General features: G+C 61.9%; 18 protein-coding genes and 2 pseudogenes. 16 read left to right on the top strand and 4 right to left on the bottom strand.

Annotated features, from left to right (window positions below):
* Positions 1-173 precede the first annotated feature (173 nt).
* Together NVS32_RS06290 and NVS32_RS06285 are read right to left on the bottom strand one after the other, a co-directional pair.
* Complete coding sequence (locus NVS32_RS06290; protein WP_258499084.1) at positions 174-1,082, bottom strand: IS3 family transposase; 909 nt, start codon at positions 1,080-1,082, stop codon at positions 174-176.
* A complete protein-coding gene (locus NVS32_RS06285; protein WP_368407213.1) occupies positions 1,031-1,315 on the bottom strand; it encodes a helix-turn-helix domain-containing protein in 285 nt (94 codons plus the stop codon). Before NVS32_RS06285 ends, NVS32_RS06290 begins: the two co-directional genes overlap by 52 nt.
* Before the next feature lie 171 nt (positions 1,316-1,486).
* On the opposite strand from NVS32_RS06285, the gene istA reads away from it, so the two are divergent.
* Positions 1,487-2,941, top strand: coding sequence for an IS21 family transposase (gene istA / locus NVS32_RS11035; protein WP_258499076.1), 1,455 nt, complete (start codon positions 1,487-1,489; stop codon positions 2,939-2,941).
* A gap of 70 nt (positions 2,942-3,011) precedes the next feature.
* On the top strand, positions 3,012-3,680 hold the full coding sequence (gene istB, locus NVS32_RS06275; protein WP_032111470.1) for an IS21-like element helper ATPase IstB: 669 nt from the start codon (positions 3,012-3,014) through the stop codon (positions 3,678-3,680).
* A gap of 7 nt (positions 3,681-3,687) precedes the next feature.
* On the opposite strand, the gene NVS32_RS06270 is transcribed toward istB, so the two are convergent.
* Positions 3,688-4,017 (bottom strand): helix-turn-helix domain-containing protein, encoded by a 330-nt coding sequence (locus tag NVS32_RS06270; RefSeq protein WP_258499075.1) that lies wholly within the window; start codon positions 4,015-4,017, stop codon positions 3,688-3,690.
* A gap of 264 nt (positions 4,018-4,281) precedes the next feature.
* Here NVS32_RS06270 and NVS32_RS06265 point away from each other — a divergent pair, with 264 nt between their 5' ends.
* The 5 genes and pseudogenes from NVS32_RS06265 to NVS32_RS06250 all read left to right on the top strand — a co-directional run bounded on the left by NVS32_RS06265 (position 4,282) and on the right by NVS32_RS06250 (position 12,233).
* Entirely contained in the window at positions 4,282-7,284 is a 3,003-nt protein-coding gene (locus tag NVS32_RS06265) for an AfsR/SARP family transcriptional regulator (protein ID WP_118078649.1), read from the top strand.
* Positions 7,285-7,444: 160 nt separating this feature from the next.
* A pseudogene (gene secA / locus NVS32_RS06260) lies at positions 7,445-9,938 on the top strand (preprotein translocase subunit SecA); the annotation flags it as partial.
* A gap of 179 nt (positions 9,939-10,117) precedes the next feature.
* A pseudogene (locus NVS32_RS11110) lies at positions 10,118-10,243 on the top strand (SEC-C metal-binding domain-containing protein); the annotation flags it as partial.
* A 2-nt stretch (positions 10,244-10,245) separates the two neighbouring features.
* A complete protein-coding gene (gene prfB, locus NVS32_RS06255) occupies positions 10,246-11,361 on the top strand; it encodes a peptide chain release factor 2 (protein ID WP_032111307.1) in 1,116 nt (371 codons plus the stop codon).
* Complete coding sequence (locus tag NVS32_RS06250; RefSeq protein ID WP_032111306.1) at positions 11,358-12,233, top strand: YitT family protein; 876 nt, start codon at positions 11,358-11,360, stop codon at positions 12,231-12,233. The genes prfB and NVS32_RS06250 overlap by 4 nt, the downstream gene beginning before the upstream one ends.
* Before the next feature lie 21 nt (positions 12,234-12,254).
* On the opposite strand, the gene NVS32_RS06245 is transcribed toward NVS32_RS06250, so the two are convergent.
* Entirely contained in the window at positions 12,255-13,070 is an 816-nt protein-coding gene (locus NVS32_RS06245; RefSeq protein ID WP_032111305.1) for a DeoR/GlpR family DNA-binding transcription regulator, read from the bottom strand.
* Positions 13,071-13,483: 413 nt separating this feature from the next.
* On the opposite strand from NVS32_RS06245, the gene NVS32_RS06240 reads away from it, so the two are divergent.
* The 9 genes from NVS32_RS06240 (at position 13,484) to NVS32_RS06200 (ending at position 20,631) form a co-directional block, all read left to right on the top strand.
* Positions 13,484-13,939 carry a PTS sugar transporter subunit IIA gene (locus NVS32_RS06240; RefSeq protein ID WP_117652384.1) on the top strand — a complete coding sequence of 152 codons (456 nt, stop codon included), beginning with the start codon at positions 13,484-13,486 and terminating at the stop codon, positions 13,937-13,939.
* Positions 13,939-14,250 (top strand): PTS sugar transporter subunit IIB, encoded by a 312-nt coding sequence (locus tag NVS32_RS06235; protein WP_032111303.1) that lies wholly within the window; start codon positions 13,939-13,941, stop codon positions 14,248-14,250. The genes NVS32_RS06240 and NVS32_RS06235 overlap by 1 nt, the downstream gene beginning before the upstream one ends.
* Positions 14,251-14,323: 73 nt before the next feature.
* Positions 14,324-15,634, top strand: coding sequence for a PTS ascorbate transporter subunit IIC (gene ulaA, locus NVS32_RS06230; RefSeq protein ID WP_118100708.1), 1,311 nt, complete (start codon positions 14,324-14,326; stop codon positions 15,632-15,634).
* 152 nt (positions 15,635-15,786) lie between these two features.
* On the top strand, positions 15,787-16,527 hold the full coding sequence (locus NVS32_RS06225; protein WP_032111301.1) for a hypothetical protein: 741 nt from the start codon (positions 15,787-15,789) through the stop codon (positions 16,525-16,527).
* Between the two features lie 44 nt (positions 16,528-16,571).
* On the top strand, positions 16,572-17,180 hold the full coding sequence (locus NVS32_RS06220; protein ID WP_117652387.1) for an SIS domain-containing protein: 609 nt from the start codon (positions 16,572-16,574) through the stop codon (positions 17,178-17,180).
* Between the two features lie 41 nt (positions 17,181-17,221).
* Positions 17,222-18,118, top strand: coding sequence for a dihydrodipicolinate synthase family protein (locus NVS32_RS06215; protein WP_118078650.1), 897 nt, complete (start codon positions 17,222-17,224; stop codon positions 18,116-18,118).
* Positions 18,119-18,156: 38 nt separating this feature from the next.
* Positions 18,157-18,798, top strand: coding sequence for a beta/alpha barrel domain-containing protein (locus tag NVS32_RS06210; protein ID WP_118343592.1), 642 nt, complete (start codon positions 18,157-18,159; stop codon positions 18,796-18,798).
* A 254-nt stretch (positions 18,799-19,052) separates the two neighbouring features.
* Complete coding sequence (locus NVS32_RS06205) at positions 19,053-19,739, top strand: transaldolase family protein (RefSeq protein ID WP_032111298.1); 687 nt, start codon at positions 19,053-19,055, stop codon at positions 19,737-19,739.
* A 25-nt stretch (positions 19,740-19,764) separates the two neighbouring features.
* Complete coding sequence (locus tag NVS32_RS06200) at positions 19,765-20,631, top strand: transketolase (protein WP_258499074.1); 867 nt, start codon at positions 19,765-19,767, stop codon at positions 20,629-20,631.

The raw sequence follows: 20,631 nt of genomic DNA, 5'->3' as shown, positions 1-20,631 counted from the left end.
ATTGTACTGCGGGTAGAGCCCGTGGGAGACCAGGACGCCGCTGGCCGACTGGGGGCGTTTTCGCCACGGGAGGGGCCCCGCGCCGAGCGCGGGGCCCCTCCTTTTTTGTGCAGGCGTAGTCGCCCGGCATTTTGAACTGCGCCCCAAAACTTGGACGCGATAAATCATAGCCGCTAGGCGGCCCCCCGAAGGGCCTGGTCCCGGAACTCGACCGGGGTCAGGCCCTTCAGCCTGACCTGGCGCCTCACATGGTTCCAATGGCGGATGTAGGCCTCGAGGTCGCGCTTGAAGCTCTCGAAGTCGCTCCAGTCGCGTCCCCGGAAGAACTCGTCCTTCAGGTGGCCGAAGACCTGCTCGGTCGCGCCGTTGTCGATGCAGTTGCCCCTGCGCGACATGCTCTGCACGAAGCCGTTCTCCCTGAGCTTCGCGACGTAGGACGGGTGCTGGCACTGCCAGCCCATGTCGGAGTGCAGGACGGGGCTCGCGCCCTCCGGCTTCGCCGCCACGAGCATGGCGAGCACCTCCTCCTGCTGGGCGAGGCCAGGGCGCTCCGAGACCGACCACGCCACGATCTCCTTGCTGCCGAAGTCGTACACGGGCGCGAGGTAGGCCTTGCCGAAGGAGCACTTGAACCCGGTGACGTCGGTGCCCATCTTCTGCCAGGGGCCGTCGGCGGCGAAGTCGCGTCCGAGCGCGTTCTCGAACACCTCGCCGACGGCGCCCCTGTACGAGCTGTACCGGTGGTGGTCGGTCTCCCGGCGGATGCCGCACCTGAGGCCCATCTCGTTCATCATCCTGAGCACCGTCTTGCCCGCTATCCGCGCGCCGTCGACGGCGCGCAGCTCCATGGCCACCTGCCGGTGTCCGACGCCGTTCGGGAGCCCGCCGAAGATCTCCGCCACCCTGGCGCGCAGCTCCGGCCTGGTCGGCGTCTTGGGATGGGACAGCGCGTAGTAGTAGCTCGACCTGGAGAGGCCGGCGGCCCCCAGGAGGCCGGAGAGGTCGTGCCGCCCTGAAAGCTCGGCGACCGCTAGGGCCTTCTCCCGGTTCGGGAGCGCAGCTCCGCCTTCAGGGCCATCGATTTTTTTAGGTACGCCACCTGCGCCTCGAGCCTCCTGACCTCGCGCTCGAGCTCCTGCTCGCGGGTCGTCGGCGCGGCCTTCGCGCCCGACCCCCTCGGCCTGCCCCTGGGCCTGGGCCTCAGGGCCTCGGCCCCGCCCCCGCGGTACAGCCTGCACCACTGCTTCAGCGGCGTCGCGCTCGCTATCCCGAAAAGCCCCATCGCCTCGGGCTTGCCCATCCTGTTGATGTTCACTAAGAAGTGACGCGAATGGCCATCGGGAACTGAGCGCCGTGGTCAGGAAAAATTGAGCAGTCTGGTCAGATTCTGGCCGTGCCCCGGGGCGTCAGGGACACGGCCAGGTCTATGTTCTCCCGGGGCGTCGACTTTGCCGAGTGCCGCCCCGGGAAGGAAGGGGAGATGACCGTGTCCCTAGACGAACAAGAGGATATCAGGAGGATGGACAGGGACGGGGTGCCGAGGTCGCGGATCGCCCGCGAGCTGGGGGTCAGCAGGAACACCGTCGCCAAGTACGCGGACATGCGGGACATGTCGCCCGAGCCCCCGCTGGTCCGGAGGAGGGCCCGCCCGGCCACGGACGGCCTCTCGCGCTGGATCGACGCGATCCTGGAGGCGGACCTGTCGGTGCCGCGCAAGCAGAGGCACACGGCCAAGAGGGTCTACGACAGGGCCGTGGACGAGATGGGCTACGAGGGCTCGTACTCGTCGATCAGGAGGTACGTGGCCGCCTGGAGGGGCGAGCACGCGCAGGGGCCGAGGGACGGGTACCTCGAGCTCGAGTGGGCGCCGGGCACGGCGCAGGTCGACTTCGGGAACTTCCGGGCGACGGTCGCGGGACGCACGGTCGACCTGAAGCTCCTGGTGGTGACGCTGCCGCACTCCAACGCCCGCTTCTGCGCCGCCCTGCCGTGCGAGAGGGCCGAGGTCTTCTGCCGGGGCCTGAGGGCGGTCTTCGAGCGGATCGGGCGCGCGCCGCGCCTGCTCGTGCTCGACAACGCCACCGAGGCCGGCAGGATGGCGTTCGGCAAGGTCACGGAGTCGAGGCTCTTCTCCCAGCTCCGGGCGCGCTACCGCTGCGAGAGCCGCTACTGCAACCCCTACTCCGGGAACGAGAAGGGGTCGGTGGAGAACGCCGTGGGCTTCCTGCGCCGCAACCTCCTCGTCCCGGTCCCCGTGGCGGACTCGCTGGACGAGCTCAACGCGAGGCTCGCGTCCGGCTGCGGCCGCATCAACGCCGGAGCGAGGAACGGGGAGGGCAGGAGGACCGCGGAGGCGCTCCCGGAGGATCTCGCGGGCATGCTGGCGCTGCCCGGCACGCCGTTCGACGCGGTCAGGTGGGCGCACGCGCGCGCCGACAAGCGCGGGTACGTGCGAGTGGACGGCAACCTATACTGCGCCGGCCCCGCATGGCACGACCGCGAGCCGCTGGTGGGCGTGCGCGCCCGCACCGTGGAGGTGCTCGCTGACCGCGGCAGGCACGTGGCCACGCTCGCCCGCAGCTTCGGCGAGGGCGAGACGGTGAGGAACCCGGTCTCGCTGATGCCCGCCCTCGTCGCCCGCCCCAGGGCCTTCGGGGAGTCCACGATTCGGAGGGACATGCCGGACGGTCTGGTGGAGGCCATCGACCGCTGCGGCAAGGCCGACAGGAGGCAGGCCCTCCGGGTGCTCGGCAGGGTTGCCGGCGTCGCGGGCTTCGGGGCGGCCTGCGAGGCCGAGGAGCGCGTGTTCGCCGGCGGGAGGGTGCCGGACGAGGCCTCCTGCGACATTCTCGCGAGGCGCATCGCCGCGGGGGGCAAGGAGGGCGCGGCGGGCCCCGACCTGTCCGTCTACGACGGGTTCCTCGGAAGGGAGGCGATCTGAGGTGGCCGTGGCAGACGAGCTCGCCGCAAGGGTGGTCGCCGCCGGCAGGAGGTGCTCGCTCACGAAGTCCGTGCTCGCCGAGTGGGCGCGGAGGGGCGCGCCCAGGCAGGTCGAGTACCTCGCGGGCTACCTCGAGGCCGAGTGCGCGAGCAGGGAGGCGTCGAAGCGCGCGAACCTCCTGAGGCGCTGCGCGCTGCCACGGGCCAAGAGCTTCGACGGCTACGAGTGGGGGCAGATCGAGTGGCCCGACGGCTTCGGGAGGGACGACCTGCTCTCGCTCTCGTTCCTGGACGGTCGCGAGGACCTCGTGCTCATGGGCGACGTCGGCACGGGCAAGACGCACATGGCGGAGGCGCTCTGCGCGCTCGCCTGCCAGCGGGCACGGCCCGCCAGGTTCTTCACGGCCTCCTCGCTCGTGATGCGCCTGCGCCGCGCCCGCGACGACGGAAGGCTCGACCGCGAGCTCGCCCAGCTCGGCGGGGCCGAGCTCCTGGTCATAGACGAGCTGGGCTTCCTCCCGCTCGACGCCGACGGGGCGAGGCTGCTCTTCCAGGTGGTCTCCGAGGCCTACGAGACGCAGTCGGTCGTGTTCACGACCAGCCTCGAGTTCTCCAGGTGGGGCTCGGTCTTCGGGGACGACCAGATGGCCGCGGCCGTGATAGACCGCGTCGTGCACCACGGGAGGCTCCTGCAGTTCCGCGGCGAGTCCTACCGCGTCAGGCACGCGCTGATGCGGTGAGAGTTGCTCAGAAAGCATGCCCAGAACGCGTGGGCGAACTGCTCAGAAATTGGTGACCATTCTGCTCAAATCGTGTTGACAAAACACACATCCCGTCGTCGACCACGGCCCTGGCTGCGGCGACCTTGGTCTCGAAGTCGTATCTCGAGCGCTTCTCGCCCATTTTCAGCAGGCCGTCCCTCCCGGTCGCGCGGTACGTCTGCTGCCATTTTCGCACGGCTTCGGCAGGGATGCCCAGACTTCTGGCGACGGACTTGTACCCCCGGCCCTCGCCGAACATCCCGGCGGCCAGCTCCCTGACCGATCGGTCGTGCCTGCATCGCAGGCCGATGGACATGGAAAGCCTCCCATCTCTCGGACTTCTATTTCCATGTCCAAGAAATGGGAGGCAGTTCATTTAAGCGCCGGGCTTCTTTATGTTCGGAATCGACATCTTGCAGCCTGCTTGCAGGTTACTGTCACAATTTGTTTGCCGTTTATCCTGTTCGTGTTTTATACGTGGCGTAGCAATGATATGTTTCGGTCACCGTTATTTTTTGGGCGGTGACCTTTGGTGCTCATCTCCCGCCCTAATGCCCCATGAAAGGCCAGGTGTTGAGCCATGCCACTCAAAGTACGTCGTCGTTCTGCTGAATCACTACCTGCTCATGACTCCGGCTTCGTTACTGGGCGACTTTCTTCTTGGAAGTTAACTTCTCCTGTAATTGATGCGTTCGTGTCGGACATCCGTACTTCAAACCTTCTCGTGATGTGTCTAGAGCCCGGGATGGGTCAGGGGGCTGCTCTAAAGGTGATGCTCTCTGACATGAAGCAGCACTCAGCTACTCATATATTTCGTTTTTCTGGTATCGAGGCGGATGCTGCTTCCAAGCGGCTCTCTCGATTTGCTCGACAGGTGGAGAAGGAATGTCTCGCTGGTAAAGGAGTATTTGTTGCGCTTGATTCTGTCCCTGCCGGCGATGATGTCGTGATTGATCGTGAGATCGCTGCTATTTCTAGAATGACCGGATCTGGTGCCATCGTCGCTGTGTCTCTCCTTCCTGAGGATGCACTGCTCGCCGAGAGGCTTACAGATTCCGTGTGTGTCTCCCCAAAGGATCTTCTCGTTTCGGATGTTCTCGATCTTCGGCCTAGCGACCCTCTCTATGATGTCCGCACTGCCACCGGCGGCATTCCGTCTCTTGTTGGTGCGATCATACGTGACAATGGTAGTTTACGTTCGGATTCCATCCTATTTGGCAACTCGTACTACAGTGCCCTTGAGCAGCTCGTCAATTCCTCGCTTCGATCCAATCTTCTTGATGAAGAACTGCTCGTTCGCTTGTCCATGATTCTTCTTGGGAGGGGCACGTTTGAGGACATTGCCAGCGTCGTGTGTGTAGAGCCGAGTGATGTGGCGCGTGGTTTGGAGGAGTTTGCACCTTTGTTTGGTGTTTCCTGCCGCGACCATTCATTTTGTTGCTTTGGCGTTGACACAATCGATGGCATCTCTGCTTGTTCTTCCGTCCTTTCCACTAGGGCCTCCTTGTGGTCTTCTGTGTTCGACTCCGTTCTCCGCGTACTTGTTGAGAGGGGCGAGTTTAAGCGTGCGGCGACTATTGCCCGTATGGCTCCCTCGAAAGCGGTTGCATCCGTTCTCCTGGAACATGCCGAGGATTTCATAGGGGTGGGGGAGGCTGGTCTCGTTAGAAGGACCCTAGGGCCAGCCCTAGCTCACTCGCAAATTTCCGACGATCGCTCTAGGTGTCTTGACCATGTCCTTGCGGCTTTGGGCGATACGAAGTTCAGAACGCCAGGGGCAAGGGCGCCCCAATCGTCTGCGGACGGCTCTGATCTTGGAGGTGCCAACCAGGCTGACGCTCTCCTCGTGGGGTGCCGTGCGGTGCTTGCTGGCGAGGCCATTCCAACGAGCGCGCCCGATATCGCGTGGGTAGCGGGAATCGCCGTTCACCTCCAGGCTGTCCAGCTCCTGCGTGATGGTAGAATTCGCGCAGCTCAGGGCCTTGCGGGATCTCATGCGCTGTCTTGTACGGAGGGAACCCTCCCAGCCGCGCTGCTGCACCTCGACCTGGGCATTGCCAGCGCGCTCCTCGGTGATGACCAAACAAGTGTAGATGGATCGATCTCCCGTGCGCAGGATTTTCTCGCCCAAGAGGGCTATGCAGCGATACGGGACGAGGCCTCCCTACTCTTAGCCTTTGATGCGATTCTTCATGGGTCATGTGACCTCGCATCTATGGATGCGCTAGTGAGGGAGTCGGAACGGACAGGGAACGAGCTGGTGCGAGTTGCGGCTCTCATGACTGGGGCGGCAGCAGAGTACATGATGGGGGATTTTCGCAGCGCAGGGCTTAGAAGTGCGATTGCCGCCAGCGCAGCGGCACGGGCTGGATTCTCGCACCTGGAAGCCGAGGCAGGGATTCTCTGCAAGGCCGCGACGGGGCCTGGTCTGGGAATCGGCGCAGTACCTCCGGACTGGGAGGATGCATGTGACACGGAGGAGCTCTCTGCTGTAGCAAGGCTGGTGCATGCGGCGCTTGCGGGAGATGACCTTTCGCCGGATATTCGGTTGACGCTTGGGGACGCCCCTATTCCTAGTGACGAGGTATGGCTTCTCAAGGTATTGACGTCAGGACAGGGTGACATACAAGAACGCGTAAGGAAGCTCATTCCCCATGCCTGGACTGCTGCGCTGGCCCCCATCGCCTTCGTACAGCGGGCTCCTCAGGTTATACGGACAAGTGAGGCGGGAGGCGGAAATAAAGGAGACGGAGATGCGCGAGGAGTGGCTCCTGGAGCTCGTCTGAGGCTTAGCCTCCTCGGTGGCTTTTCGTTGCAGGTGGATGGCGAGACGGTCCCCGAGTGGCGGCTGGATAGGCGATGCGCAAAAGCGATGCTGGTATTTGTCGCGCTGCACCCCAATCTCCTGGCGAGGCGATACGAGATTATCGATCAGGTCTGGCCCGACTGCGACTATAAGGCTGGCCTCGATAGGATATACCAGGCAACGAGTGCGCTGCGAAGGGTCATCGCAGAAGTGACGCCAGACCTCGATCCGTTCCTTTCGTATCGAGAGGACAAGTCCGTGTCGTTCGACCCGGCGCTCTTCGCATGCGATTTCGAGGAGTTTGCAGATGCGGCAAAGGAGGCGCTGACGTGCGAGGGCGATGATGCTCGCTCTTTGGATGCAGCGCTCAGAGCCGAGAGGTTATATGTGGGCGATCTATTTGTTCCGTCACGAGATTTCACTGGATACGTGGTGGCCCGCCGGCAGGAACTAAGGGAACTCTACGCTGACTCGATGGTAGCAGGCGCGGAGGCCGCATTCAGGCTTGGCCGCTATCGCATCTCGGCGCGGCTTGCAGACTCGGCAACCGATGTCGACGACCTCCGGGAGGACGCCGTAGAGGTACTCATCCGGGCCCTTCGCGCCAGTGGGCGAATGTTTGAGGCGGAGCAGCGCTACAAAAAGTACGCTGTGCACTTTGTTGACAGGACGCATATGCCGCCCTCCAAGAGGCTTAGGAAAGCAATGGGTGAAGGTGGTCGCGGAGAAGGAGACAAGCAGCATCGGCAAAACGATGGCGAACCCATGGCAAGCTGACCTGATGGTCTCGATTTCCAGGCGATTAACCTCCAGAATACAGTGCGCTTTTAGTGAGACCACATCCCGGGCCACCACGGCGAGTTTGCTATGGGTAAAGTGAAAAAATGCATGTGTCGGTGGATAGTCACCGCCCATCAACCAGTATGGAGGACTGCCCATGCCTAACTTTCTCTCCAAACTGCTCTCCGCTGGAGCCGACAAGGACCTCAAGGAGTACCAGCGCATCACCGCGCACGTCAACGAGCTTGAGCCGCGCTTCAGCGCTATGGATGATGAGGAGCTGAGCGGCCAAACGAAGCTCTTTCGTGAGCGCATTGAGAACGGCGAGGCGCTCGATGACCTTCTTCCTGAAGCGTTTGCCGCTGTGAGGGAGGCGTCCCGTCGCACGACGGGGATGCGCCATTTTGACGTGCAGATTATTGGCGGCATTGCCCTACATCGCGGTACTATCGCCGAGATGAAGACGGGCGAGGGCAAGACGCTGGTGTCCACGCTTGCAGGCTACCTCAACGCTCTTGAAGGCAAGGGCGTACACATCGTGACCGTCAACGACTATCTGGCAAAACGCGATAGCGAGTGGATGGGCCAAATCTACCGCTTCATGGGCCTTAGCGTGGGCCTGCTCCAGAACGGCATGAGGCTCAATCTCAAGAAGCCTGCCTATCAGGCAGATGTCACCTATGGCACGAACTCGGAGTTTGGCTTCGATTACCTTCGCGACAATATGGTCACGCGGCCTAGCTTGCGCGTTCAGCGTGGCCACCACTATGCCATCGTCGACGAGGTCGACTCCATCCTCATCGATGAGGCGCGAACGCCGCTCATTATCTCGGGTGCTGGCACCAAGTCGGCGGGAACCTACAAGGACTTCGCTCGTGCTGTTCGAGGCCTCACGCCCGATGTAGACTTCGAGATGGACGAGGCCAAGCACACCATTGCGGCGACCGACGAGGGTCTCAAGAAGATTGAGCGCAACCTGGGCATTGATGACATCTATGCCGATCCCTCTGGTCAGCTGGTGAACCATCTCCAGCAGGCTCTCAAGGCACAGTACATGTTCCATCGCGATCAGCAGTATGTCGTCGTTGATGGCGAAGTCAAGATTGTCGACGAGTTCACTGGCCGCATCATGGAGGGAAGGCGCTACTCCGAGGGCCTGCACCAGGCAATCGAGGCCAAGGAAGGCGTCCTTGTGCGCGAGGAGAACCAGACGCTCGCCACGATTACGCTTCAGAACTACTTCCTCATGTATGACAAGCTTTCGGGCATGACGGGTACCGCCATGACTGAGGACGCAGAGTTCCGTGAGGTCTATCACGTACCCGTGCAGGTCATTCCGCCCAACAAGCCAGTGATTCGCGTGGACCACGAGGACCTCGTCTACAAGACCGTTTCAGCAAAGTTCAATGCTGTTGCAGACGACGTGGCAGAGCGCCACGCCAAGGGGCAGCCGTGCCTGGTGGGCACGGTCTCCATCGAGAACTCCGAGCGTCTCTCGCGCATCCTGGACAAGCGCGGTATTAAGCACAACGTCCTTAACGCTAAATACCATGAGCGTGAGGCGCAGATTGTTGCACAGGCAGGTCGCGAGGGCGCCGTGACCATTGCAACCAATATGGCTGGCCGTGGTACGGATATCCTTCTTGGCGGTAACCCCAAGGCTATGGCTGAGGATATGCTCCGCGAGCAGGGCTTCTATGCGCCGGCCAAGGAGGACGAGGAGCCCGTCCTGCCTACCGAGGAAGAGCGTGCCGCTGCGTTGGAGAAGGCAAAGGCCATCTGCGAGCGGGAACGTGAGCACGTGGTGGCTGCTGGTGGCCTTGCCGTCATTGGCACCGAGCGCCACGAGAGCCGCCGCATCGACAACCAGCTGCGCGGTCGCTCCGGCCGTCAGGGAGATCCAGGCGAGACCCAGTTCTACCTCTCGCTTGAAGACGACCTCATGCGCCTCTTTGGCGGAGATCGCATGGACCGCATTGCGGCGATGATGGACAAGTACGAAATGCCCGATGACATGCCCATCAAGTCGAAGCTCGTTACGCGTGCCGTTGAGAGCGCCCAGCGCAAGGTTGAGGAGGTCAACTTCGCCATGCGCAAGAGCGTCCTCGACTACGATGACGTTATGAACAAGCAGCGTCAGGTCATCTACGAGGAGCGCAACAAGATTCTGGACGGCAAGGACCTCATGAGCCACGTGGAGGAGGTCACCTACGATACCGTCCAGCGAAAGGTGAACGAGTACTGCTCAGAGGGAGTTGACCCGGAAGAGTGGGATCTTACCGGCCTTGACAAGTGGGTCCGCGAGCTCACCGGCCGCACAGACGGCCCCACCTTCGACACGGATTCCGACCAGGGCGACATCATCGATGCCGTGGACGCCTTTGTGGACACCTGCTACAAGGACAAGGAGCAGCGCCTTGGCGATCAGATCATGAGTGATCTCTCCGCTCAGGTCATGCTTCGCGTCATCGACACTCGCTGGATGACATACCTGCAGGAGATGGACTACCTCAAGACGGGAATCGGCCTGCGCGGGTACGGTCAGCGCGACCCTCTCGTTGAGTACAAGAGTGAGGCATACGCAGCGTTCACCGAGCTTGTCAACACGATGTACGAGGACTTTCTTCGCACCATCCTGCGCATTGAGATTGCCGTACGCCAGCCTGCGCCCGCCAAGCCCAAGGGTGACGACGAGGCGCTCTCCGATGAGCTGCGCGGTGCGCAGTACTCTGGCCCTGCCGAGGTCGACGGTGATCACGGCTCTCCTGCGCGTCGTCCTACTACGGGCGCACCGCGTCAGCAGGGTAGTGCTGGCAACGCCAATGCGGGCGCCGGCAAGCCGCGCACGTATCGTAAGGATGAGGATCCAGACCCCTACGTAGGTGTGGGGAGGAATGACCCCTGCCCCTGCGGCAGCGGAAAGAAGTTCAAGAACTGCCACGGTAGGAACAGGTAGCCATGGCAGACATGGATGACTCTTCGCTTGATGCCCTGTCTGCTCGTCTCGACGAGGTCGAGGGCTACCTTCATGTGGACGAGCTGAGGGGGACCGTTGCCCAGCTCGAGCAGGAGAGTACTGCCCCCGGCTTCTGGGATGACGCCAACGCCGCGCGCGAGACCATGGCGCGCCTCTCTGCGGCAAAATCAGATGTTGCCGGCATAGATAACGCCCGCGCCAAGCTCGATGACGCGCGCGCTGCGCTCGAGCTTGGCGAGGAGACTTCGGATGATGACCTTCTCGCCGAGGCCGCCTCGATTGCGGTGTCGCTCGAGCACGATCTAACCGAGCTTGAGCTTTCCAGCTGGTTCACCGACGACCTCGACCACGGTGACGCCATCGTGACGGTGACGCCGGGCCAGGGCGGGCTCGAGGCCCAGGACTGGTGCGACATGCTCTTTCACATGTACCTGCGCTACTGCGACAGGCGCGGCTGGACGGTTGATGTCAATGACGCCCCGCAGGCAGAGGTCATAGGCATCGACCATGCCACCTTCACGGTGCATGGACACAACGCCTACGGTATGCTCCGCGCAGAGCAGGGCGTACATCGCCTGGTGCGCATCTCGCCCACAGACGAGAAGAAGCGCCGGCAGACGACCTTCGCGGGCGTCGAGGTGCTGCCGGTTCTGCCGGATGACATTGAAGTCGACATTGACCCCAAGGACCTTCGCGTCGACGTATATCACGCTACTGGTCACGGCGGCCAGGGCGTCAACACCACCGACTCCGCCGTACGCATCACGCATATTCCAACCGGCACGGTGGTGACCTGCCAGAACGAGCGAAGCCAGCTCCAGAACAAGGCATTTGCGATGAAGATTCTTCGCAGCCGCCTCTACGAGATGGAGCTTGAGAAGCGCGCTGCCGAGCTCGACGAGCTTCGCGGCCCAAAGCACGAGATCGGTTTTGGAAATCAGATTAGGAGCTACGTCCTCTATCCCTACCAGCTGGTGAAAGACCTGCGCACGGGGGTGGAGACCGGCAACGTCGACTCGGTTCTCCAGGATGGCGACCTCGACAAGTTCATCGTTGCCTACCACCGATGGGTGCTTGCGGGGAGGCCGGAGCAGTGAGGCAGCTCAGCTGGCGGGAGGTGTCGGCAGACGCCGCCCTGATTCTCTTCGGGTCGCTTCTCTTTGCCTTTGGCCTTGACTGCTTTGAGGTCCCCAACGGATTGGCTGCTGGTGGCATTACGGGTCTGGCAACGGTGTTTCATGCCCTTGCCCTCCAGGCGGGGGTCAACCTTCCTGTGGGCATCCAGTCCATCGTGATGAACGTCCTGCTCTTTGCGTATGTGGTCAACTCTGGGAGCAGGCGATACGCCGTTCTCACCGCAGCGGGCATCATTGTTTCGGGCGTGCTCACCGATGCCATTGCCCCCTTTGTTCCCGTTCTGGGGGAGGGGGACCTCCTACTCTGCGCGCTGTGGGGCGGTGTCATTACAGGCGTGGGACTCGGCATGGTCTTTCGCACGGGTGGCAACACCGGCGGGACCGATATCATTGCTCAGCTCATAGCGAGAAGGACTGGCGCGTCCGTTGGAAGCATGGCGATTGTGGTCGACGGCGCCATTGTTGCCCTCTCGGCCCCGGTCTTCTCGATAGAGAACGCACTCTACGCCGCGGTTGCAATGTACATCTGCGGTCGCGTGATCGACGCCGTTGTCGACGGCCCACGTGTCCAGCGCGCGGCCTACATCATCTCGGAGAAGCACGAGAGAATCGCCCGCCAGATACTGGTGGAGCTTGATCGAGGCTGCACGGAGTTCGAGGCAAGGGGCATGTGGAGCCGCGAGCTGCGACCCGTCCTCTTCTGCGTGCTCTCCCGCGGCGAAATTGCGCACCTCAAGGAGATCGTTGCGGAGACCGATCTCAATGCCATCGTGGTCATCGCCGAGGTGCACGAGGCCTATGGCGAGGGCTTCAAGAGCATCGACAAGCGATAGCCCATGAGCGGCCGCACGCGACTAGAGATCGCGGGGCTCTGTGTCATCCTCTGCGAGCGGCATCGAGCTGGGTCCAAGGTCAACGCGTATCACCTCGGATACGCCGTTCTCCTTAAGCAGCTCGACCTGTTCGTCTGTGGCGCCGGAATCTGTGATGAGCAGGTCCACCTCGTCGGTTGAGCCAAACTGGAAGCTTGACGTTTTCCCAATCTTGGAAGAGTCTGCAACGATCACGTGCATATGCGAGCGCTCGAGCATCATGGCGTTTACCGCAGGCTCGGGGGCGGTGGCGGAAGTGAGGCCGTAAGTGGGCGAGAGGCCCGTCACGCCCAGGAAGCACTTAGTTGCCGTAATGCGCTTCACGCACTCGAGCGCAAACTCGCCGGTCATCGATGCCTTTGGCGGCCTTATCTCTCCGCCCGTGAGAATGATTGATGCGTTGGGACGCTCGGTCAGGAGCATGGCCTTAGCGTTGTTGGTGATAACGGTCACGTCCTGCGCCGTGATGTTCGAAATGATCGATAGCGCCGTGGAGCTGGCATTGATGAAGATGCAGTCGCCGTCGTTCACGTGCTTGGCAGCCTCGCGCGCAATCGCCTTATTGGCGCGGATTTGTCGGGAACCAGAGGGCCTTCCAAGCGGGTTGAGCAGAGTCGCCGTGCCGTACTGCCGAGAAAGGACGTGCTGCTCCTCCAGGTAGTCGAGGTCACGTCTGATGGTCAGCGTAGAGACGCCAAAGTGCTCGGCGAGGTCGGCCACGCCCACCTGCCCGTTGCTCTCGAGGAGAGCAACGATGGCATCCCTGCGTGCGGCAATGTATGCCTTGCTTCTCTTCACAGTGTCTCCGCCCTCAACAATGTCGCGCTGACGGAATCAATTATACGAAGTGGAAATGTCTATTCATAGTCAATCGTACATAAAGTTTGATACTCAAATACCTAATTGTTTTGTTTATAGAAACAAGATGAACAGTGTTCTATCATTCGTAAAATCATGTCATAAATACATAAAGATATCGTTATATACGTAGCTATTCTACGATGCATCATTCAATTAGATATGAAAAACCGCAGCTAGATTGCATGTATGCACGATGATTCATTAGACCGTTGAGCGAAATTGGGGAAAATTTGCGCCGAGAATATGAAAAATTGGTTGCGAAGGCGTTCATTTAGTGTCACAGTTACGAACGGTCATTGAGGGGTAGCCGTGCGTGGCTGCCCGCGAATCAAGGAAGGGTAGGTGGTTGCATGCTCAGCGATCTTCTCGACGAGAGCCTAGTTAGGCTCAATGTTGAGGCGAGCGACTGGGAGGATGCCATCCGCAAGGCAACGGCTCCCCTGGTTGCCAATGGCAAAGTCACGGAGGGCTACGTCGACGACATCATCAAGGGCGTCCACGAGCTTGGCCCGTACATCGTGATCACAGAGCACGTGGCGCTCCCGCACGCCCGTCCCGAGAGCGGAGCTCTCGAGTCTGCCGTGGGTATTGTGACGCTCAAGAATCCTGTCGAGTTTGGCAGCGAGGACAACGATCCGGTGAAGTACCTGTTCCCGCTCAGCGCGAAGGACAACGATTCGCATCTGAGTGCCCTTCAGTCGCTGGTCGAGCTTCTTTCCGACCCGGACTTCTTTACCAAGCTCGACGCCTGCAAGGATGCAAAGGAAGTCGTGGACCTTGTCCACGCTAAGGAAAGGGGTATGTAATGGACCGCAAGTATCACGCTCTGGTGTGCTGCCGCGCTGGCATGGGCTCTTCGATGATGCTCAAGATCAAGTGCGACCAGGTCATCAAGGAGGACAACCTTCCCATCGAGACCGAGCACGGCAACCTTGACTCCATCATCGGCTTCCGCGGCGACCTCGTCATCACGATGATTGACCTCACCGAGGAGCTCTCACAGGACCCCCGCGTTCCCTCCGCGATTGGCATCAAGAACCTCGTCGACAAGAACGAGATCCGCGAGAAGCTTCACGCGTGGCTTGACGAGCACAAGGGCGAGGAGCCCCGCAGGTAGCAAACACGTAGCTGGGTAGGACAACGCACCACACGAGCGGGAGAACCCGCAGTTTCATCGGAAGGATTATCACATGCTGAACGCATTCCTCATGCAGATGAGGGACACAGCGCTGATTATGGGCATCATCGCCCTTGTCGGCCTGCTCCTGCAGAAGAAGTCGGCGGTTGATACGTTTGCCGGCACCGTCAAGACCATCATCGGCTTCATGATCTTCAACATCGGCTCCAGCGCCATGTCCGCACAGATCACCACCTTTGGTGCCATGTTCTCCACCGCCTTCAACGTACAGGGCGTCGTGACGCAGGTCGAGGTCGCAACCTCTCTCGCGCTTGACACCTACGGTACCGAAGTCGCCCTGGTCATGGTCTTCGGCTTCGTCATGAACCTCGTGTTCGCCAAGATCACCCCTTGGAAGGCAATCTTCCTGACCGGTCAGCACTTCCTGTACTTCGCCTGCGTCCTCGCGCTGGTCTTCATCGCCCTGGGTGCCCCCATTGCCGTCACCGTCATCTGCGGCGGCGTTGTCCTCGGCTTCTGCGGCGCTGCTCTTCCGTCGCTCTGCCAGCCCTTCGTTGAGAAGCTCACCGGCTCCAACGACTTCGCTATCGGTCACTTCAACTGCATCGGCTACGCTTTCTCCGGCTATTGCGGCAAGCTCTTCGCCAAGAAGAACGAGAAGGAGATCGAGAACAGCGAGGTCAAGGAGGCCAACCTCCCCGAGTTCTTCAAGCTCTTCCGTGACTTCGTCTTCTCCGTGGCCCTGTTCATGATCGTGCTCTTCTACATCGTGACCATCGCCTGCTTCGTGACCGGTCACTTTGGTGACACCCTTGCCAACGGCAAGCCCTTCACCTCCTACTTCGGCAACGACATTTGGTGGGTCTGGCCGTTCCTCGCTGGCCTCCAGTTCGCCGCTGGCATGTCCGTCCTGATCTACGGCGTGCGTCAGTTCATCGCCGAGATCACCGCAGCCTTCGTGGGCATCTCCGAGAAGCTCATTCCCGATGCCCGTCCTGCCGTCGACTGCCCCGCCATCTTCCCGTTTGCGCCTGACGCCGTCATCATCGGCTTCATCGGCTCGTTCCTCGGTGGCCTCGTTGCCATGGCTCTCATGGTCGCCTTCCACAGCCCGACCATCATGATTCCTGCTGCCGGCATCTGCTTCTTCTCTGGTGGCACCTGCGGCGTCTGCGGCTATGCCTACGGTGGCTGGCGTGGCGCTCTGCTCGGCTCGTTCCTCGTTGGCATCTTCCTCTGCGCTGGCCCGCTGATCCTCTATCCTGCGTTCGCCTCGCTCGGAATCGCCGGCGCCTCGTTCCCCAACGTCGACTACAACATCGTCGGCTCGATCATCTACGGCATCGGCAGCCTCTTCGCCTAGTCGTACGGGAACCAGAATTGCACTTCCTACTCAGCCCTAGCGTTTGATTTCAGGGGCGCCCGCGGCACGCCACGGGCGCCCCTTCGCCAATCTGGGAACAGCGGCCCCATCGGACGCAACGATACCGGTGGAGGCAACACGAAAGGAGACCAGTGGCACAGAAGAAGCAGAAGAGCCAAGCGACCACCGCAAGGTCCAAGGTCAACTCCGTCGAGCGTGACGAGGCCGACAAGAGCGAGCCAACTGCATCCACCGAGCCTTCGAAGGGCCCGCAGAAGATCGGGGGCCACGCTCAGGACTCCTCCGCCGACAAGGCAAAAAGGGCGAGCGACGCGGTTCTCGGAGACATCATTGGGATGGCCAAGCCAATAGCCATTCCCGACCTGCCCGAGGACGAGCTTGAGCTCTCGGTTGGGGAGGACAGGAAGAGGCTCCTGCTCCAGGGCGTGCTCCTTCTCCTTGCGGTGCTCGCCCTGCTCTTCCTCACCTTCTGGTTTGGCGTTGTGGCCAACGCCTCCGGCAACGTGTGGTTCCTCCTGGCGCTCATCCTGTCACTCACTGCCGCGTGGTTCGTGTCTAAGCGCATGGGCAGGTTTCTCGGCAAGTTCTTCATGAAGACCGGGGTCGTCGACTTTGGCAGCAAGTATGTCTACATCTACGAGAAGTCAGATCCAAAGGAGGCCACGGTCGTCACGTACAAGGACGTCAAGTTCTACAAGACCGTGCGTCAGGGCAACTCCATTCGCCTCCTCCTCTGGGGCGACTGGGTCAAGCATCCGTCTGGCTATCTCTACGTGGGCATCACGCGCCCGTTCATGGCAGACACGCTTGACCCCCTGGAAACCCAGATCTGCGAGACTCTGGCGCGTCACCACGTCAAGGAAAAGAAGTAGCGCCGGAACGATTCCGGCTTCTACATAGAAGGAAAGGGGAAACAATGGCAACTGACAAGGAGCAGGTCGAGGAGTTCCTCGGCATTGTGAAGACCTCGCTCGACGAGTACGTCGCTGGCATCGACTTTGATGCCCTGAGCGCCGCCAAGCAGCTCATCCTCGACGCCGAGAAGAACGGTGGCCGCGTGCACGTGACGGGCATCGGCAAGCCCGGCCACGTATCCGGCTATGCAGCCTCGCTCTTCTCGTCGACCGGCACGCCCACCTACGAGCTTCACGGGACCGAGTGCGTTCACGGCAGTGCTGGCCAGGTGCTTTCTGGCGACGTTGTGATCGCCATCTCCAACTCTGGTGAGACCGGCGAGCTCAAGGCTACCGTCACCTGCCTCAAGAAGAATGGTGCCAAGATCATCGCCCTCACGGGCAACCCGCAGTCCTGGCTTGCCCAGCAGGGTGACGTTGTACTAGTCGCAGGCGTCAAGCAGGAGGGCGACTCCATGAACAAGCCGCCACGCGCCTCCATTCTGGCCGAGGTCATCGAGCTGCAGTGCCTCTCCATTCTGCTGCAGAACGAATTTGGCCTCACTCCCGAGAAGTACGTCACCTGGCACCCAGGCGGAGCCCTCGGCGCCTCCATCCGCGCAGGCAAGTAGTAGACCCATCCGTAAGGACAGGCAGAAAGGCAGTTTCAAGCATGTCAACGTTCTCCGGGGTCATCGTCCCCATGGTCACGCCGTTCAGGCGCGACGAAGGCCAGACCATCAACTACGAGGCGGGCGAGCAGCTCGTCGAGAGGATTATCGCGGGCGGTGCGAGCGGCATCTTCACCTTCGGCTCCAACGGCGAGTTCCACGTGTGCACGCCGGACGAGAAGATCGAGTTCTCGAAGTTCGTGATCGAGAGGGTCGCCGGCCGCGTGCCCGTCTACGTGGGAACCGGCTCCTGCTCCACGCGCGAGGCCGTGGAGATGTCCAAGCGCGCCGAGGACGCCGGCGCCTCAGCCGTCTCGGTCATCAACCCCTACTTCATGAAGGTCTCCGACGCCGAGATCGAGGGCTACTACGAGGCTGTCGCCGAGAGCGTCAAGATTCCCGTGCTCATGTACAACATTCCCAAGTCCACGGGCACCAACCTCTCGCCCGAGGTCGTGGCGCGCGTCGCCGAGATCGACAACGTCAAGGGCGTGAAGGACTCCTCCGGCAACATGGACAACCTCGCCGCCTACGTCGAAGCCGCCGAGGGCAAGGACGTCGACGTGCTCGTGGGCTCTGACGGCAAGATTTCCGCCGCCCACGCGCTCGGCGCATCCGGCGCCATCGCCGGCACCGCCAACCTCATCACCAACGTGGTGGTGTCGCTGTGGCGCGCCCTCGAGGCTGGCGACGCCGAGGCCGCCGCTTCCTACCAGGCAGACGTCGAGCCCATTCGTGACGTCCTGCACATGGGCTCCACGCCCCAGACCCTCAAGCGCGCCCTCGAGCTCGCCGGCGTCCCCGTGGGCCCCGCCAGGAGGCCAGTGGCTGAGACCACGCCCGGGGTGGACGAGAAGGTCCGCGCCATGCTCGACCACTACGGCATCGCGCACGAGTAGCGCGCAAGCATACGGGAGAAAGAGGGAGAAACGTGAAGATGCAGAAGGCCAAGGTCACCGAGAGACTCGCCCAGGTCGGCGCGTTCGCCGTCGTGAGGGTCGAGACCGTCGAGCGCGGCCTCGAGATTGCGGATGGCCTGGTCAGGGGTGGCGTCCCCGCAATGGAGATCTCCTACACCAACGCCAACGCCGGCGACGTGATCGCCGCCGTCAAGGCAAAGTACGGTGACAAGATGTGCGTTGGCGCCGGCACCGTGATGGAGGCCGCCACCGCCCGCCTCGCCATCATGTCGGGCGCCGAGTTCGTCGTGGCCAACATGGAGTCCGAGGAGGTCGCCCGCGTGTGCAACCTCTACCAGGTCCCCTACGCGCCGGGCTGCACCACGATGACCGAGGCGAACAAGGGTCTCGAGATGGGCGCCGCGTTCATCAAGTGCTTCCCCATCTCCAACACCTATGGCGTCCAGCTCGTGAAGCTGTTCAAGACCCCCACGCCCTGGATGCCCCTCATGGCCTCCGGCGGCATCAACCTCGACAACCTTGCCGAGTGGGTGCGTGCCGGCGTTGACACCTGCGGCATGGGGAGCCTGCTCACCAAGGGTTCCGCGGATGACATCGCCAAGAACGCCGCCGAGGTGCGCCGCATCATCGACGAGACCCGCGCGGAGATGGGCGAGTAGGTTTCATCCGGAACCATAGATGCCGGCATGGCGGCCGTGCGGGTCTTCGCGTGTGCGTTGCCCCGCGCGGCCGCTGCCTATTCGGCGCAACGTATCCTCGGCTCTCCTCGCCGTCACCTAACCTGCACACCACTTCGCGCTCACGGAACGAAGGCGACGTGTGGGCGGGAGGCGACTCGCGCGACGGCAGATGCCGCATAGCATAGAACGAGCCGCATTTTGTGGCTCACACGGCAATTTGAGGGAGGATCGTCATGAAGTTCTTTATCGACACGGCGGACTTAGACGAGATCAAACAGGCGGAAAGCTGGGGCGTTCTCGCCGGCGTCACCACCAACCCGTCGCTCTACGCAAAGACGGGCGGCAAGCTTGCGGATTTCGAGGACCACATGGTCAAGATCTGCAAACTCTGCGAGGGGCTGCCCGTCTCGGCGGAGTCCCAGGCAAAGACCACCGAGGGCATGATTGCCGATGGCGAGCGCCTTGCTGCTCTTGCACCCAACATTGTGGTCAAGCTCCCCATCTGCGAGGAGAGCCTGCCTGCCACGCACACGCTTGCCAAGGAGGGCATCCGCGTCAACATGACGCTGGTCTTCTCGGCGCCCCAGGCATTGCTTGCCGCCTCCGCCGGTGCCCGCTACATCAGCCCCTTCGTGGGTCGCTTCGATGACATTGGAGACGACGGCATCCAGCAGCTGGCAACCGTGGTGCAGTGCGTCAAGAACTACACCTACGGCTACTGGGACGAGGAGGACGGCCCCGAGATCATCACCGCCTCTGTGCGTACCCCCAACCACGTGACGCAGGCGGCGCTCCTTGGTGCCGACATCGCCACCGTGCCCTTTGCTGCGCTCAAGAAGTGCCTACGCCACCCGCTTACCGACCAAGGTCGCGAGCGCTTCGACGCAGATTGGGCTAAGGTCACAGGGGAGCAGGCCTAGCCACAACCGTCTCGAGAGGAGACACATGAGCATCACCAAGACGACGCACGAGGCGCGGCTCATCGCCAACTCGATGCGCCACGACATCATCACCATGGTGTCGAAGGCAAAGTCGGGGCATCCCGGTGGATCGCTGTCATGCACGGACATCCTTGCGACGCTGTTCTTCACCGGTGTGATGAGCTACGACGAGAATGACCCCTCAAGCCCCGAGAGGGACCTCCTCATCATCTCCAAGGGCCATGCGGCACCGGCGCTCTACGCGGCCTTCCATCAGCTTGGCTGGGTTCGCGATGACGAGCTGGGAACGCTTCGCCAGCTTGGAACGCGCCTGCAGGGTCACCCCGACAGGAACGCGCTGCCGGGCGTCGAGGTCTGCTCTGGCTCCCTGGGGCAGGGGCTTTCCATTGCCGCTGGCGCGGCGCTGGGATTTCTGGCGGACGCCCCCGAGGGCGTCCGTCCGCGCCACGTCTTTTGCGTGTGCGGCGACGGCGAGATGCAGGAGGGCTCCAACTGGGAGGCGCTGATGTTTGCTCCCAACCACGGGCTCTCTAACCTCACCATGTTCCTTGACCTCAACAACCTGCAGATCGATGGCGATGTGCGCAAGGTCAACTCCCTGGGTGACGTTGACGCCAAGCTCGCCGCGTTTGGCTGGCACGTTATCCACACCGATGGTCACGACATCGAGCGCCTGCACGCGGCGGTCGAGGACGCACTGGCTTTCTCGGCAGCGCCTACGGCCATTGTGTGCGATACCGTCAAGGGCAAGGGGGTCTCGTTCATGGAGAACGAGGCGGGTTGGCACGGCAAGGCTCCCAACGAGGAGGAGACGGCGCTTGCGCTGGCCGACCTTGACGCCGAGCGAGTCCAGATCGAGAAGGAGGCCTAG

The organism is Tractidigestivibacter montrealensis (assembly GCF_024741235.1).
Classification (GTDB): domain Bacteria; phylum Actinomycetota; class Coriobacteriia; order Coriobacteriales; family Atopobiaceae; genus Tractidigestivibacter; species Tractidigestivibacter montrealensis.
Note: the sequence above shows the minus strand (reverse complement) of the source record. Positions and strands in the feature narration are given on the sequence as shown.

Excerpts from the sequence above, each read along its gene's own strand:
- ulaA (WP_118100708.1), top strand. The coding sequence starts at position 14,324 with ATGCTGAACGCATTCCTCATGCAGATGAGGGACACAGCGCTGATTATG.
- NVS32_RS06210 (WP_118343592.1), top strand. The coding sequence starts at position 18,157 with ATGCAGAAGGCCAAGGTCACCGAGAGACTCGCCCAGGTCGGCGCGTTC.
- NVS32_RS06200 (WP_258499074.1), top strand. The coding sequence starts at position 19,765 with ATGAGCATCACCAAGACGACGCACGAGGCGCGGCTCATCGCCAACTCG.
- NVS32_RS06205 (WP_032111298.1), top strand. The coding sequence starts at position 19,053 with ATGAAGTTCTTTATCGACACGGCGGACTTAGACGAGATCAAACAGGCG.
- NVS32_RS06240 (WP_117652384.1), top strand. The coding sequence starts at position 13,484 with ATGCTCAGCGATCTTCTCGACGAGAGCCTAGTTAGGCTCAATGTTGAG.
- prfB (WP_032111307.1), top strand. The coding sequence starts at position 10,246 with ATGGCAGACATGGATGACTCTTCGCTTGATGCCCTGTCTGCTCGTCTC.
- NVS32_RS06265 (WP_118078649.1), top strand. The coding sequence starts at position 4,282 with ATGCCACTCAAAGTACGTCGTCGTTCTGCTGAATCACTACCTGCTCAT.
- NVS32_RS06220 (WP_117652387.1), top strand. The coding sequence starts at position 16,572 with ATGGCAACTGACAAGGAGCAGGTCGAGGAGTTCCTCGGCATTGTGAAG.
- NVS32_RS06270 (WP_258499075.1), bottom strand. The coding sequence starts at position 4,017 with ATGTCCATCGGCCTGCGATGCAGGCACGACCGATCGGTCAGGGAGCTG.
- NVS32_RS06235 (WP_032111303.1), top strand. The coding sequence starts at position 13,939 with ATGGACCGCAAGTATCACGCTCTGGTGTGCTGCCGCGCTGGCATGGGC.
- NVS32_RS06215 (WP_118078650.1), top strand. The coding sequence starts at position 17,222 with ATGTCAACGTTCTCCGGGGTCATCGTCCCCATGGTCACGCCGTTCAGG.